This is a genomic window from Mesorhizobium sp. M0768 (assembly GCF_040320195.1).
Lineage (GTDB): Bacteria > Pseudomonadota > Alphaproteobacteria > Rhizobiales > Rhizobiaceae > Mesorhizobium.
Genome location: NZ_JAMYPD010000005.1, coordinates 226,149 through 238,645, shown reverse-complemented (window position 1 = coordinate 238,645; position 12,497 = coordinate 226,149). Strand labels below are relative to the sequence as shown.

Below are 12,497 nucleotides of genomic sequence, written 5' to 3'. Positions count from 1 at the left end.
GCCTTCGCGCCTACATCGTGGGAAACAATCCTCCTGCGAATGGACCTGCCATGAACAGCCTGATCGGCCAATTTGACATTTCCGACGATCGCATCAAGCAAATCGTTGCCGAGACTATTAACGGCGCCGACGACGGCGAACTGTTTCTCGAATATAGCGAAAGCGAATCGCTGATGTTCGACAATGGCAAGCTGAAGACCGCGAATTTCAACACCGACCAGGGTTTCGGCCTGCGCGCCGTCGCCGGCGAAGCCAGCGGCTACGCCCATTCCAGCGATCTCTCCGAAGCCTCGCTGCTGCGCGCCGCCGATGCCGTTTCGACGGTGAAGAGCGGCTATTCCGGCACGCTTGCCGCAGCGCCTGCCCGCACCAACCGCCACCTCTACGGCGACGGAAACCCTATCCCCTCGCCTTCCTTCGAGGCCAAGGCCAAGCTGCTTCAGGAAATCGATGCATGGCTGCGGGCCGAGGATCCGCGCGTCAGGCAGGTGACGGCGTCGCTCGCCGCCTCCTGGCAGCATGTCGAGATCATGCGCGCCGACGGCCAGATGGTGCGCGACATCCGTCCGCTGGTCAGGATCAACGTGTCGGTGGTGGTCGGCGACGGCGACCGCCAGGAGAGCGGCTCCTACGGCATGGGAGGCCGCAAGGATTTTGGTGAATTCCTGATCGAGGACAGCTGGCGGCACGCGGCCAAGGAGGCATTGCGGCAAGCGCTGGTCAATCTCGAAGCGGTTCCAGCACCTGCCGGCACTTTCGACATCGTGCTGTCGAGCGGCTGGCCGGGCGTCATGTTGCACGAGGCCGTCGGCCACGGGCTGGAAGGCGATTTCAACCGCAAGAAGACGTCGGCCTTTGCCGGCCTGCTTGGCCAGCAGGTGGCAGCGAAAGGCGTCACCGTCGTTGATGACGGCACCCTGCCCGAGCGGCGTGGCTCGCTTACCGTCGACGATGAGGGCACGCCATCGGCCCATAACGTGCTGATCGACGATGGCAAGCTGGTCGGCTACATGCAGGACCGCCAGAACGCCCGGCTGATGGGCATGAAAGCCACCGGCAACGGGCGACGCCAAGGTTACGCGCACGAGCCTATGCCGCGCATGACCAACACCTACATGACAGCGGGCGACATGGAGCCGGACGAGATCATCGCCTCGGTCAAGAACGGCATCTATGCCGTGTCGTTCGGCGGCGGCCAGGTCGACATCACTTCGGGCAAGTTCGTGTTCGGCTGCACCGAAGCCTACATGATCGAGAACGGCAAGGTGACGCAACCGATCAAGGGCGCCATGCTGATCGGCAACGGGCCGGATGCCATGCATCGTGTGGCGATGATCGGCAACGACATGAAGCTCGACACCGGCATCGGCATGTGCGGCAAGGCCGGACAGGGCGTGCCGGTCGGCGTCGGCCAGCCGCATCTCAGGATGAACCAGATGACAGTCGGCGGCACCAGGGTTTGATGGAGTTGACGCCGAATTATCGCCGCTCCGGAACAACCAATCCCCGCCGCCCACTGCCTTGAAGTAGGAGTAGCTTGCGCCTTGAATTTGCGGAGAGCTTCGACTATCTTACATTCGTCTTACACCTAAGGATGTGCCGAGATGGCTGCCGCAAAAAAGCTCGTAACTACGGTCTCGACCAAGGGACAGGTCATCCTGCCCAGCGCGATCCGGAAACGGAGGGAATGGCATGCCGGCACACGCCTTCTGGTCGAGGATACCCCGGAGGGCGTGCTACTGAAGCCTGCGCCAGTCTTCGCCGAGACACGGCCAGAGGACGTGTTTGGATCGCTGCGCTATAGTGGCAGGCCGAAGACGTTGGAGGAAATGGACGCGGGCGTGCTCGCCGAAGCGCGGCGGCGCCATGCTCGCAATTGATACCAACCTGATCGTCCGCTACCTGACGGGCGATCACCCGTCGCAGTCTTCCCGCGCCCGGGCGCTGATCGATAGCCAGCCGGTCTTTGTCGCCGTCACGGTGATGCTGGAAGTCGAATGGGTGTTGCGCAGCGCCTACGGTTTTGCGCCGCTTGAAATCGCCCGTACGCTACGGGTGTTTAGCGGGCTTCCCACGGTAGAGGTGGAAGACGGGGCGGTCGTGTCGTCCGCGCTCGACCTCTCGGAACAGGGGTTGGATTTCGCTGATGCGCTGCATCTGGGCAAGTCCGCTCACTGCGCTGGCTTCGCGACTTTTGACCGCAAGTTCGTCAGGGCCGCGAAGGCGGCCGGATACGAACGCGTGCAAGAAGCATAGCAGCTCACAGCGGCCCAGCGCGGCACAAAAGCGCGCCACAGGGTCAGCCTGGTTTCAGGCATAGATGCCGGAGCGGACTGCCTCCAGATAGGCAAGCACCTTGTCCGTCTTGCCTTCGCGAACCAGATCGTAGGCGGTCTTTCCGGCCCAACCGGGGATCGGCTGATGCTTGAACCAGATCGCCGCACGATGTTCATCACCGGCCATCTCGCCGGCCATCGCCAGGATACGGACGATGGGACTCAATGCGGCGTCGACCTTGCGCGCACCGGACTTGGCGGCAAGCGTGTTGCGCGCGAGACCGGTCAGCCCCGCCAGTTCTGTCATATTGACCCTTAGCAGTTCAGCGATCCGCCTTGGCGAGAGAAACGGCGCCCGCTCCTCGCCGAAGCACGATGGCGAAATTTCGAAGGCTGCGGTGCTCATGGCAATTCCCTAGCACAGTCTGAACGACGTGCGCTAAAAATGTGCTTTTTTGGTGCGCGTTTCAGGCCCTGGCTGCTAGCGCCTTCGTCTCGGCTTCTCCAACAGCGCCACGGCCTCGACATGCGGCGACCACAGGAACTGGTCGATCGGCGTCACGCTCTTCAGGGTATAGCCGCCGTCCATGAGGATGCGTAGGTCCCGCGCCAGCGTTACCGGATTGCAAGACACCGCAGCGACGAGCGGCACGTCGGAGCGCGCGATCTGCTTCGACTGGTCCTCGGCGCCGGCGCGAGGCGGGTCGAAGACAACGCCGTCAAAGGCATTCAACTCCTTGAATGTGAGCGGCCTCCGGAACAGGTCGCGACGTTCGCCGGTCACCCGCTTCAGGCCGCTGGCGAAACGGAATGCCCGGTCGAGCGCCGCGAGTGCCGCCGCATCGCCTTCCGCCGCGTGAACCTCCGATCTTGCGGCCAGGCGCAGCGCGAAGCTGCCGCAGCCGGCGAAGAGATCGGCGACCTTTTTGGCGCGCGCGAAATGCTGGCCGACAATGTTGGCCATCGCCTGTTCGGCAGCCTCGGTCGCCTGCAGGAAAGCGCCCGGAGGCACTGCGACGGCGACGCCACCAAACAGGACGACCGGTTTGTTTGGTTCGATAATGACCTCGCCGTCGACCGACAGCCTGGCTAGCCCCTCGGCGATGACGAAGTTGGAAGCGACGCGGCGCTGGTTCTCGCCGAGCTTGCCGGAATCGTGAACCGCGACATCGAGGCCGGAACCGGTCACCGTCACCGCCATGTGGAACGATTTGGTCGTGGTGCAGATCAGTCCGGCAAGCATCCTCAAACGGTCGAGCGCAGCGACGATCTGCGGCGCCGAGATCGGGCATTCCTCGATCGAGATGATCTCGGATGACAGCGCGCGAACGAAGCCGAACTGCATTCCCGCCTCGCTCCGCCGGGCGGTGAAGACGACGCGGCGGCGCGTGTGCGGCGCGCACGGCACCAGCGCCCCGACATCGCAAGCGATGCCCTTGCTCTTCAGCGCATGCACGACCTTTTCGCGCTTCCACCGGTGATAGGCTTCAGTCTCGAGATGCTGGACGGCGCAGCCGCCGCATGCGCCGAAATGCCGGCACGGCGGATCGACCCGCAACGGCGAAGCCTCAACGACCGACATCAAGGTGGCGCGATCTTTCTCCCGCGCGGCGGTGACGACCTCTCCCGGCAGCGCGAACGGAATGAAAACCTCGCCGGTTTCCGTCTCGGCGATGCCGTCGCCCTGCGAGCCCAACCTTGCGATCGTGAAACGGGTGCTCATCGCTTCTGGGTCTCGACGTCCTTGATGCCGCCGAGCAGGAACTCGCGGTTGCCGTCGCCGCCCTCTATCGGTGACAGATGAAGCCCCAGCGAGCGCCAGCCGGGAATGGCATCGAGCCAGTCCTGCATCAGGCCGGCAATGCGCGCCGCATCATAGGGGTCCTTAAGCAGGCCGCCCTTGCCGATCGCCTCGCGGCCGGCCTCGAATTGCGGCTTGACCAGAAACACAGCTTTTGCGCCATTCCTGGCCAAGGCAAGCGCCGGCGGCAGCGCCAGTTTCAGCGATATGAAGCTGACATCCGAGACGATGAAATCCGGCACACGGCCGCCGAGATCGGCGGCCGACAGTTCGCGCGCATTCAGGCCTTCAATTACCGTCACGCGCGGATCGCCGGCAATGTCGGAGTGCATCTGGCCGTGCCCGACATCGATCGCGGTGACATGCGCCGCGCCGCGTTCGAGCAGCACCTGCGTAAAGCCCCCGGTCGAGGCGCCGACATCGAGCGCTTCGCTGCCGGTGGGGTCGAGGGCGAAATGGTCGAGACCAGCCTTCAGCTTCAGTGCGGCGCGCGACACGTAACCCTGCGCCGGATCGTCAACGACAATGTTGCACTCAGGCAGAACGGCCTGGCCCGGCTTGAGGGCGACGATGCCATCGATCGTCACGGTGCCGCGCTCGACCGCGTCGCGGGCACGCGAGCGGCTGGCAAACAGACCGCGCTGGACGAGCAATTCGTCGAGCCGCTGGCGTATGCTGGCTGGCGGAAGGGAAGTCATCGGCCTTCATGGCGAATGCCAACGATGATGGCAAGGATATTGGCGATGAGACAATGCATAGTTGGAAACGGGTGAACGCATCAAGCCACTCCGCTGTTTGTCGAACCTCGCACGAGATCCGACGCAATGCTAAGAAAGAGATGCCGTTTAGCCGTCGAAACGTGGAGGAGGAAACATGCTGACGGGAACCTGCCACTGCGGCGCAGCCCACTGGACCCTGGAGGGCGATCCCGGTTCGATCACTGCCTGCAATTGCACACTTTGCCGTCGCTACGGCACGCTCTGGACTTATGACCATGTCGACGAACGCATCCGCCTTGCCGGGCCCGTAAGCGCCTATCGGCGCGTCGGAAAGGCTCATCCTTCGCTTGAGATTCTCTTCTGCCCAACCTGCGCTTGCGTCCTGGCCTGGCGCGGTTTGCATCCCGATGCGGCTGGGCGCTACCGCATCGCCGTCAATGTGAGGCTTGCGCCGCCCGAGGCCGTCGCCGATCTCCCGATCGACCATTTCGATGGTCTCGATGCATTCGAGGATTTGCCGAGAGATGGTCGCTGTGTGCGGGACATGTGGTTCTAGTCTCTAGAGTCTCTTCGGGATCATGCTTTAGAATATGGTCCGCGAAACCCGCCGTTCGACGGCCGGCACCAGACCGTCGCTGCTGTCGCCGAACACCTGCGGGCGCGGCCGGTCAACGGAAATTGACGCCTTCGGTGAGGTATCTGGCATGACGACAAATTGCGGCGCCTGCCTGTAGGAGAAGCCGCCGCGGATCTCGCCGATCTTGCCGGCGACGATGCCCATCACCGCCTCTTCGAGTTTGCGGTCGTAGCGCGTTTCGGCCCCGGCCGACGCGGCGAAGATGGCCGCAAGCGCAATGCCGCCCAAAAGCGATCTCATTGGTCTTCTTTCACCTGCCTGGTTGCCTTCTAGCAGGGCAGCGTTGAAGAACGGCCAAAGGACACGGTAAGCAAATCGCCAAACGACAGCGTAAACAGCATGTTACGACTGTGCGCCGGCAATTTGATTCAAGCAGTTGAGATTTTGATTCAGACTGGCATCTTGCAGCCAAGTTGAATCGCTTCGGCGTCGCCGGAATGCGTCTAACAGCTAAGCGCGCTGGGCCTGCGCGGTATGCCCCAACGCCACGAACACTGTGCGCACGATGCCGGCGCTGTCCAGCCCGGCATCGGCATACATCTTTTCCGGCTTGGCATGGTCGACAAATGTGTCGGGCAGCACCAGCGGGCGCACCTTCAGGCCGCTCTCCAGCAGCCCTTCATGGGCCAGGAACTGCAGCACATGGCTGGCGAAGCCGCCGACCGCGCCCTCTTCCACCGTCACCAGTATCTCGTGTGAACGGGCCAGCCGCCGGATCAGGTCCTCGTCGAGCGGCTTGGCAAAACGGGCATCGGCGACCGTGGTCGAAAGCCCGGCCGCGCCAAGCTCCTCGGCCGCGGCCAGGCAATCCTGCAGCCTGGTGCCGAAGGAAAGCAGCGCAACCTTGGTGCCCTCCCTGACGATCCGGCCCTTGCCGATCTCCAATACCGAGCCGCGTTGCGGCATCTCGACACCAACGCCGTTGCCGCGCGGGTAGCGAAAGGCGATCGGGCCGTCATCGTAGCTTGCAGCGGTGCGTACCATGTGGCGCAGCTCGGCCTCATCGGCCGCGGCCATGACGACGAAACCGGGCAGCGTCGCCAGGAAGGTCGTGTCGAAGGCGCCGCAATGGGTGGCACCATCGGCGCCGACGAAGCCGGCGCGATCGATCGGAAAGCGCACCGGCAATTTCTGGATCGCCACGTCGTGGACGACCTGGTCGTAGGCGCGCTGCAGAAAGGTCGAGTAGATCGCAGCGAAAGGCTTGAAGCCTTCCGTGGCAAGGCCGGCGGCGAAGGTCACTGCATGCTGCTCGGCAATGCCGACATCGAAGGTCCTCGCCGGAAACGCCTCGCCGAACAGGTCAAGCCCGGTGCCGTTCGGCATGGCGGCGGTGATGGCGACGATGCGGTCGTCCTCTCGGGCCTCCTGGATCAGGCTTTCGGCAAACACCTTGGTGTAGCTCGGCGCATTGGCGGGCGCCTTGGCCTGGGCGCCGGTGATGACGTCGAATTTGTTGACGCCATGATATTTGTCGGCCGCTGCCTCGGCCGGGGCGTAGCCCTTGCCCTTCTGGGTCACGACGTGGATCAGCACCGGGCCGTCGGCATTGTCGCGGACGTTCTTCAGCACCGGGATCAGGTGCTCGAGGTTGTGACCGTCGATCGGGCCGATGTGGTAGAACCCCATTTCCTCGAACAACGTGCCGCCGGTGACGTAACCGCGCGCATGCTCGACCGCTCGCTTGATGGCGCGATCGGCGCGCTCGCCGAGATACGACGTCAGCTTCTTGCCGAAATCGCGCAAGCCCAGATAGGTCTTGCCCGACGCCAGACGGGCCAGATAGGCGCTCATTGCGCCGGTCGGCGGAGCGATCGACATATCGTTGTCGTTCAAGATGACGATCAGCCGGGCATCGAGTGCGCCGGCATTGTTCATCGCCTCATAGGCCATGCCGGCCGACATGGCGCCGTCGCCGATGACGGCAATGACATTGTTGCGGCCATCGGACAGATCGCGCGCCATCGCCATGCCGAGGCCGGCTGAAATCGAGGTCGAGGAGTGGGCTGCGCCGAACGGATCGTATTCGCTCTCGACGCGACGGGTGAAGCCGGACAGGCCGCCCTCCTGGCGCAGCGTGCGGATGCGATCGCGGCGGCCGGTCAGGATCTTGTGCGGATAGGCCTGGTGGCCGACGTCCCAGATCAGCCGGTCGTCCGGCGTGTTGAAGACGTAGTGCAGCGCGACGGTCAACTCGACCACGCCAAGGCCGGCGCCGAGATGGCCGCCGGTGTGGGAAACGACGTCGATCAGTTCGGCGCGAAGCTCTGACGCAAGCTGCGGCAGGTCGCCTTCGGCAAGCGTGCGCAAATCGGCTGGGACGCGGACCTTGTCGAGAAGCGGCGTATCGGGCTTTGCGTTCACTGTTTGCGAGCCTGGTCAGATTTTCTGTTCATCGTGAAATATGCCGCTGGCCGGCGAATGTAAATGTGGCGGTAACGCGCATCAGCTTTCGGGCAGCGGGATGAACTCTTGCTCGTCTCCAGGAACGATATCGAAGCGGCCTGTCTTCCATTCTTCTTTCGCCTGCTCGATGCGTTCCTTTGAGGACGATACGAAATTCCACCAGATATAGCGTTTCGAACCGAGCGAGGCGCCGCCAAACAGCATGAAATGGGCGCCGCGTTCCGATGAGACAACGATTTCGTCGCCGGGCCGGAAGACCAGCAGCCGCTCGGCAGGGAAGCGGTCACCGGATATCGAAACCTCGCCTTCCAGCGTATAGATGGCGCGCTCCTCGGCATCGGCCGGGATTTTCACGCCGGCACCCGGCGCCAGCCTGAGATCGGCATAAAGTGTGTCCGAAGCGGTGGCGACCGGGGAGCGCAGTCCGGAAAACGCACCGATGATCACACGGCCGCTGACCCCCTCGGCCTCGACTTCGGGCAGGCGCAGGGCTGCGGTGTTCTCGAAAACCGGCGCGACCTCCTCCTTGCCGTCCGGCAGCGCCAGCCATGTCTGCAGGCCGGAAACCGACATCGGCGTGCCGCGCAATTCTTCCGGCGTGCGCTCGGAATGGACGATGCCACGGCCGGCGGTCATCAAATTCACATCGCCGGGCTGAATTACCATCTCGGTGCCGAGCGAATCGCGGTGCCTGATCTTGCCGTCGAACAGGTAAGTCACCGTAGACAGGCCGATATGTGGGTGCGGACGCACGTCGAGCGCCTGGCCCGCTCGCAGAACGGCTGGACCCATGCGGTCGAAGAAGATGAAAGGTCCGACCAGCCGGCGCCTGGCCGTCGGCAAGGCGCGGCGAACCTGAAATCCGCCAATATCCTTGGCATTCGGAATGACCATCAGCTCGATCTGATCGCTGGCGAAGGCATCGCCCATCTGCGGATCGTTTCCGGGAAAGAAGCTCACGCGGTCCCCTCAGGCGAAGCGAAGTGCGGATTTGGCCTTCGCCTTGGCCGCCACCTCTTCGCGATTGCGCGGATGCTGCGTCGTCTCGAGGCTGTCGAGCAATTCGCGCGCCGAGGCGGCAATGGCCTCGACGGCATGGTCGAACGCATGCTGGTTCTGTTTCGACGGCCGCGTCGTTCCGCTCAGCTTGCGGACAAACTGAAGTGCGGCATCGCGGACCTCGTCATTGGTTGCCGGCGGATCGAAATTGAACAGGGTCTTGATGTTTCTGCACATCCTTCGCAATCTCCTCTCGTCCTGGAGCCGTTTCAAACGGGATGAGTTTTACCCTCAATCGTGATGATGTCCAAAGCCGGTAAGCAAAATTGTCGTTCGACGCCGCGCCTCAATCCGCGTCCAACGGCTCTGTCCCCACCGGCTTGCCGTCACGCGACAGCCTGATTTTCTCGACCTTGTCCTCGGCCGCCTTCAGCAGCCGATCGCAATGCGCCTTCAGCGCCTCGCCGCGCTCGTAGATGCGGATCGACTGGTCGAGCGGAACGTCGCCGCGCTCCAGATCGTCGACGATCCTCTCCAGCGCCTCGAGCGCCTGCTCGAAGCTCATCGCCTTGACGTCCTCGTTGGTCTCACCAGCCATCATCTATCCCTTCATCAGCCGCCCGACATGGGCGGCGACTGAAAATGCCAATCCCTGCAGATCGTAGCCGCCCTCGAGCACGCTGACGAGCCGGTTGCGGCTATGGCGCCCGGCTCGTTCGAGCAACTGGCCGGTCGCCCAGTCGAAATCATCCTCAGTCAGGTTGATCTCGGCCAGCGGATCGCGGTGGTGGGCATCGAAACCGGCGGAGATGATGATGAGATCGGGCGCAAAATTGTCGAGCGCCGGCAGGATGCGTGACAGAAAGGCGTCGCGAAAACTATCGCTGCCGCTCTGCGGCGCCAGCGGCGCGTTGACGATGTTGCCGGCGCCGGTTTCGCTCACAGCCCCGGTTCCCGGGTAAAGCGGCATCTGGTGTGTCGAGCAATAGAGCACCGATGGATCGTCCCAGAAAATGTCCTGCGTGCCGTTGCCGTGATGTACATCCCAGTCGACGACGGCGACACGGTCGGCGCCATGGTTCTTCTGCGCGTAGCGTGCCGCGATCGCGGCGGTGTTGAACAGGCAAAAACCCATAGAGGTGGTCTTTTCGGCATGATGGCCGGGCGGCCGTGCGGCGACGAAGACGTTTTCGGCACGGCCGGTGAAGACGTCGTCGACCGCGGCGTTGGCTGCGCCGATCGCGGTCACGGCCGCCTGCCAGCTCTTCGGGCTGGCGGTGGTGTCGGCATCGATACGGGCGATGCCGGTGTCCGGTATCGCTGCACGGACCCGTTCGACGAATTCGGGCGGATGTGCGTAGAGGATGGTTGCCTCGTTGCCTTCCGGCGCCTGGACGCGATCGAGCGCCGCGAACGCCTCGTCGTCAAGCACACGCTCTATGGCGCGCAAACGGTCCGGGCGCTCCGGATGACCGGGCGGTGTTATGTGCTCGAGGAAAACCGGGTGGGTGTAAAGTCGCGTGACCATGCCCCGATATAGGCGCGCCTCGCCGCTTTGGCCATGTTTTCGCGCGCTGGTGAGGCGATGTTCAACAGGGTTTAGGCAACCGGCGTCGGCTGAGCCCACCGCGAGCCGCCTCGGATCGGCGAAAGAATGACCTCAGGCCGGTGATCGGTCAATCTGGGGCTGCTTCGCTGACGATCGATCAGGCTTAGGCAGCTTGCCGGTGCGATTGAGCAGCCCTTCCAGAAGAACCTTGAACGCCTTCACTGCCTTCTTCGACGTCGCTTCGGGATCGTTCGAATTTGCGATCCACTGCGCCCCATGCAACGAGGCGCCGCTGACCAGCCTTGCCGCGGCTTCGGGATCGACGGCGAGAATTGTCCCTTCGTCGCTCAGTCTTTGCAGGCTCTCCGTCATAGAGCGGATGCATGTGCTCTGGCTTGGCCACTGCGATGGATCGCCGAGCACCGCCGGCCCGTCACGAAGCACGATACGCTGGATCTCCGGCTCCAGCGCCATCTCGATATAGGCGGTGCATTCGTCGACAAAGCCCTGCCAGAGATTGCCCGGCTTGGCCGAAACGACCTTCAGCCGGGCTGCCATTTCGGCGTCGATCTCGGCGATAACCGCCTGGAGTAGGCCCTTCTTGTCGCCGAAGTGATGATAGAGCGCACCGCGCGTCAGCCCGGCCGATGCCGTGAAGTCATCCATCGAGGCTTCGGCATAGCCGAGCGTGCCGAAGGCCTGGCGCGCCGCTCCGATCAGCTTGGCGCGGGTTTCGGCAATCATCTCCTTGCGTGGTCTATGCATGCTCTGGCCCTATTAACATACGTCTCGTATGCCAATTGACATACGCCGCGTATGATCTATTTAAACTCATACGCCACGTATGTAATCGCCGAACCGGCCGTTGTCGAGGAACCAGACCATGCAAAATCCCTATTCCCAGATCTTTCGGGCGCCGGGCGCCAAGGGCTTTGCCGCCGCCGGCTTCGTTGCCCGGCTGCCGATGGCCATGGCTCCGATCGGGATCGTCGCGATGCTGTCGCAGACCGATGGCGAATACTGGCTGGCCGGTGCCGTCTCCGCGACATATGCGCTTGCCAACGCTTTCGTCGCCCCGCAGGTATCGCGACTCGTGGACCGCCTGGGCCAGACGCGGATTGTGGTGCCGACCACCATGATTTCCACGCTCGCTTTTGCGATCCTGATTGCAGCGGCCAATCAGCATTGGCCGATATGGACGCTATTCGTCTCGGCGCTGCTCGCCGCCGTCATGCCCAGCATAGCGGCAATGGTGCGCGCACGCTGGACCGAGATTTTTCGCAACCGCCCCGAGTTGAACACGGCGTTCGCCTTCGAGTCGGCGGCGGACGAACTGGTGTACATCGCCGGCGCATCGCTGTCGGTCGGACTGAGCGTCGCGCTTTTCCCGGAAGCAGGAGTGCTCGCGAGCACATTGTTCCTCGCCTTCGGTTCGACGGCCTTCATCCTGCAGCGCTCGACCGAACCGCGAGCCCGACCGGTGGAACACGGTTCGGGCGGCTCGGCAATCCGCCTGCGGCCGGTCCAGATCATCACCTTGGCCCTGATCTTCATCGGCGCGACCTTCGCCACCACGGAGGTGAGCACCGTGGCGATTACCAAGGAGCTTGCCCAGCCGGGCGCCGCCAGCTTCGTCATCGGCGTCTACGCGCTCGGATCGTTCGTCGTCGGCATCATCATCGGCGCCCTGAACCTGAAAGTGCCGCTGCAGATTCAGCTTGCCATCGCAATCGCCATCATTGCGCTTACCACGCTGCCGCTGCTCGTCGCCGACACCGTGCCGCTGCTGGCACTGGCCGTCTTCGTCAGCGGCGTGGCAATCTCGCCGACCTTCATCACAGCATTCGGCCTGATCGAGCGGCGCGTGCCCGAGGCGGTGCTGACCGAAGGCGTGACCTGGGTGATGACCGGCATCGGCATCGGCATGGCGCTCGGCTCGTTCGCCGCCGGCTGGGTGGTGGACGCTTTCGGCGCGCAGAACGGGTTCTGGGTATCGGTGGCATCGGGCACAATCGCGCTGGTCATCGTGCTCGCCGGCCAGCGCAGCCTTGTCGCGTCGGACTGCGACATGGCTGCATGCGACACAGCCGCGGTCGCTGCGGAATAGTTT

15 protein-coding genes are annotated in these 12,497 nt (G+C 63.5%); 5 read left to right on the top strand and 10 right to left on the bottom strand.

From position 1 onward, the window contains the following. The first annotated feature begins 50 nt into the window (after nucleotides 1-50). From tldD to NKI08_RS09930, 3 genes are all read left to right on the top strand, one after another. Nucleotides 51-1,463 carry a metalloprotease TldD gene (tldD, locus tag NKI08_RS09940; RefSeq protein WP_352501957.1) on the top strand — a complete coding sequence of 471 codons (1,413 nt, stop codon included), beginning with the start codon at nucleotides 51-53 and terminating at the stop codon, nucleotides 1,461-1,463. 141 nt (nucleotides 1,464-1,604) lie between these two features. After that, on the top strand, nucleotides 1,605-1,880 hold the full coding sequence (locus NKI08_RS09935) for an AbrB/MazE/SpoVT family DNA-binding domain-containing protein (RefSeq protein WP_352449889.1): 276 nt from the start codon (nucleotides 1,605-1,607) through the stop codon (nucleotides 1,878-1,880). Next, the gene (locus NKI08_RS09930; protein ID WP_023674128.1) at nucleotides 1,867-2,256 is read left to right on the top strand and encodes a type II toxin-antitoxin system VapC family toxin; all 390 of its coding nucleotides are present in this window, start codon (nucleotides 1,867-1,869) and stop codon (nucleotides 2,254-2,256) included. Before NKI08_RS09935 ends, NKI08_RS09930 begins: the two co-directional genes overlap by 14 nt. A 54-nt stretch (nucleotides 2,257-2,310) precedes the next feature. Here NKI08_RS09930 and NKI08_RS09925 read toward each other — a convergent pair whose 3' ends face one another. The 3 genes from NKI08_RS09925 to NKI08_RS09915 all read right to left on the bottom strand — a co-directional run bounded on the left by NKI08_RS09925 (nucleotide 2,311) and on the right by NKI08_RS09915 (nucleotide 4,775). Continuing rightward, nucleotides 2,311-2,682 carry an antitoxin Xre/MbcA/ParS toxin-binding domain-containing protein gene (locus NKI08_RS09925; RefSeq protein ID WP_352768711.1) on the bottom strand — a complete coding sequence of 124 codons (372 nt, stop codon included), beginning with the start codon at nucleotides 2,680-2,682 and terminating at the stop codon, nucleotides 2,311-2,313. A 75-nt stretch (nucleotides 2,683-2,757) separates the two neighbouring features. Continuing rightward, on the bottom strand, nucleotides 2,758-3,999 hold the full coding sequence (locus NKI08_RS09920) for a class I SAM-dependent RNA methyltransferase (RefSeq protein WP_352768709.1): 1,242 nt from the start codon (nucleotides 3,997-3,999) through the stop codon (nucleotides 2,758-2,760). Next, nucleotides 3,996-4,775, bottom strand: a complete 780-nt coding sequence (locus NKI08_RS09915) for a TlyA family RNA methyltransferase (RefSeq protein WP_352768706.1) — start codon at nucleotides 4,773-4,775, stop codon at nucleotides 3,996-3,998. Before NKI08_RS09915 ends, NKI08_RS09920 begins: the two co-directional genes overlap by 4 nt. Before the next feature lie 175 nt (nucleotides 4,776-4,950). Between NKI08_RS09915 and NKI08_RS09910 the strand changes: the two genes are divergently transcribed. Then, nucleotides 4,951-5,352, top strand: a complete 402-nt coding sequence (locus tag NKI08_RS09910; RefSeq protein WP_352768703.1) for a GFA family protein — start codon at nucleotides 4,951-4,953, stop codon at nucleotides 5,350-5,352. 27 nt (nucleotides 5,353-5,379) lie between these two features. On the opposite strand, the gene NKI08_RS09905 is transcribed toward NKI08_RS09910, so the two are convergent. From NKI08_RS09905 to NKI08_RS09875, 7 genes are all read right to left on the bottom strand, one after another. Beyond that, nucleotides 5,380-5,673 (bottom strand): hypothetical protein, encoded by a 294-nt coding sequence (locus NKI08_RS09905; protein ID WP_352768701.1) that lies wholly within the window; start codon nucleotides 5,671-5,673, stop codon nucleotides 5,380-5,382. 210 nt (nucleotides 5,674-5,883) lie between these two features. After that, a complete protein-coding gene (dxs, locus tag NKI08_RS09900) occupies nucleotides 5,884-7,797 on the bottom strand; it encodes a 1-deoxy-D-xylulose-5-phosphate synthase (RefSeq protein ID WP_023674120.1) in 1,914 nt (637 codons plus the stop codon). 81 nt (nucleotides 7,798-7,878) lie between these two features. Further along, on the bottom strand, nucleotides 7,879-8,799 hold the full coding sequence (locus NKI08_RS09895) for a pirin family protein (RefSeq protein ID WP_352768697.1): 921 nt from the start codon (nucleotides 8,797-8,799) through the stop codon (nucleotides 7,879-7,881). A gap of 9 nt (nucleotides 8,800-8,808) precedes the next feature. After that, the gene (locus NKI08_RS09890; RefSeq protein WP_023716908.1) at nucleotides 8,809-9,075 is read right to left on the bottom strand and encodes a DUF2277 domain-containing protein; all 267 of its coding nucleotides are present in this window, start codon (nucleotides 9,073-9,075) and stop codon (nucleotides 8,809-8,811) included. Between the two features lie 109 nt (nucleotides 9,076-9,184). Then, nucleotides 9,185-9,436 carry an exodeoxyribonuclease VII small subunit gene (locus NKI08_RS09885; protein ID WP_031211056.1) on the bottom strand — a complete coding sequence of 84 codons (252 nt, stop codon included), beginning with the start codon at nucleotides 9,434-9,436 and terminating at the stop codon, nucleotides 9,185-9,187. A 3-nt stretch (nucleotides 9,437-9,439) separates the two neighbouring features. Next, complete coding sequence (locus tag NKI08_RS09880; protein ID WP_352768694.1) at nucleotides 9,440-10,366, bottom strand: histone deacetylase family protein; 927 nt, start codon at nucleotides 10,364-10,366, stop codon at nucleotides 9,440-9,442. Between the two features lie 132 nt (nucleotides 10,367-10,498). Next, nucleotides 10,499-11,152: a TetR/AcrR family transcriptional regulator gene (locus tag NKI08_RS09875; protein ID WP_352470664.1), complete on the bottom strand. Its 654-nt coding sequence runs from the start codon at nucleotides 11,150-11,152 to the stop codon at nucleotides 10,499-10,501. Between the two features lie 118 nt (nucleotides 11,153-11,270). Here NKI08_RS09875 and NKI08_RS09870 point away from each other — a divergent pair, with 118 nt between their 5' ends. Further along, nucleotides 11,271-12,494: an MFS transporter gene (locus tag NKI08_RS09870; protein WP_352768691.1), complete on the top strand. Its 1,224-nt coding sequence runs from the start codon at nucleotides 11,271-11,273 to the stop codon at nucleotides 12,492-12,494. Nucleotides 12,495-12,497: the final 3 nt, after the last annotated feature.

Bases quoted from the DNA above. Each gene is read 5' to 3' on its own strand.
- tldD (WP_352501957.1), top strand. From the start codon at position 51: ATGAACAGCCTGATCGGCCAATTTGACATTTCCGACGATCGCATCAAG.
- NKI08_RS09935 (WP_352449889.1), top strand. From the start codon at position 1,605: ATGGCTGCCGCAAAAAAGCTCGTAACTACGGTCTCGACCAAGGGACAG.
- NKI08_RS09930 (WP_023674128.1), top strand. From the start codon at position 1,867: ATGCTCGCAATTGATACCAACCTGATCGTCCGCTACCTGACGGGCGAT.
- NKI08_RS09925 (WP_352768711.1), bottom strand. From the start codon at position 2,682: ATGAGCACCGCAGCCTTCGAAATTTCGCCATCGTGCTTCGGCGAGGAG.
- NKI08_RS09920 (WP_352768709.1), bottom strand. From the start codon at position 3,999: ATGAGCACCCGTTTCACGATCGCAAGGTTGGGCTCGCAGGGCGACGGC.
- NKI08_RS09915 (WP_352768706.1), bottom strand. From the start codon at position 4,775: ATGACTTCCCTTCCGCCAGCCAGCATACGCCAGCGGCTCGACGAATTG.
- NKI08_RS09910 (WP_352768703.1), top strand. From the start codon at position 4,951: ATGCTGACGGGAACCTGCCACTGCGGCGCAGCCCACTGGACCCTGGAG.
- NKI08_RS09905 (WP_352768701.1), bottom strand. From the start codon at position 5,673: ATGAGATCGCTTTTGGGCGGCATTGCGCTTGCGGCCATCTTCGCCGCG.
- NKI08_RS09890 (WP_023716908.1), bottom strand. From the start codon at position 9,075: ATGTGCAGAAACATCAAGACCCTGTTCAATTTCGATCCGCCGGCAACC.
- NKI08_RS09885 (WP_031211056.1), bottom strand. From the start codon at position 9,436: ATGGCTGGTGAGACCAACGAGGACGTCAAGGCGATGAGCTTCGAGCAG.
- NKI08_RS09880 (WP_352768694.1), bottom strand. From the start codon at position 10,366: ATGGTCACGCGACTTTACACCCACCCGGTTTTCCTCGAGCACATAACA.
- NKI08_RS09875 (WP_352470664.1), bottom strand. From the start codon at position 11,152: ATGCATAGACCACGCAAGGAGATGATTGCCGAAACCCGCGCCAAGCTG.
- NKI08_RS09870 (WP_352768691.1), top strand. From the start codon at position 11,271: ATGCAAAATCCCTATTCCCAGATCTTTCGGGCGCCGGGCGCCAAGGGC.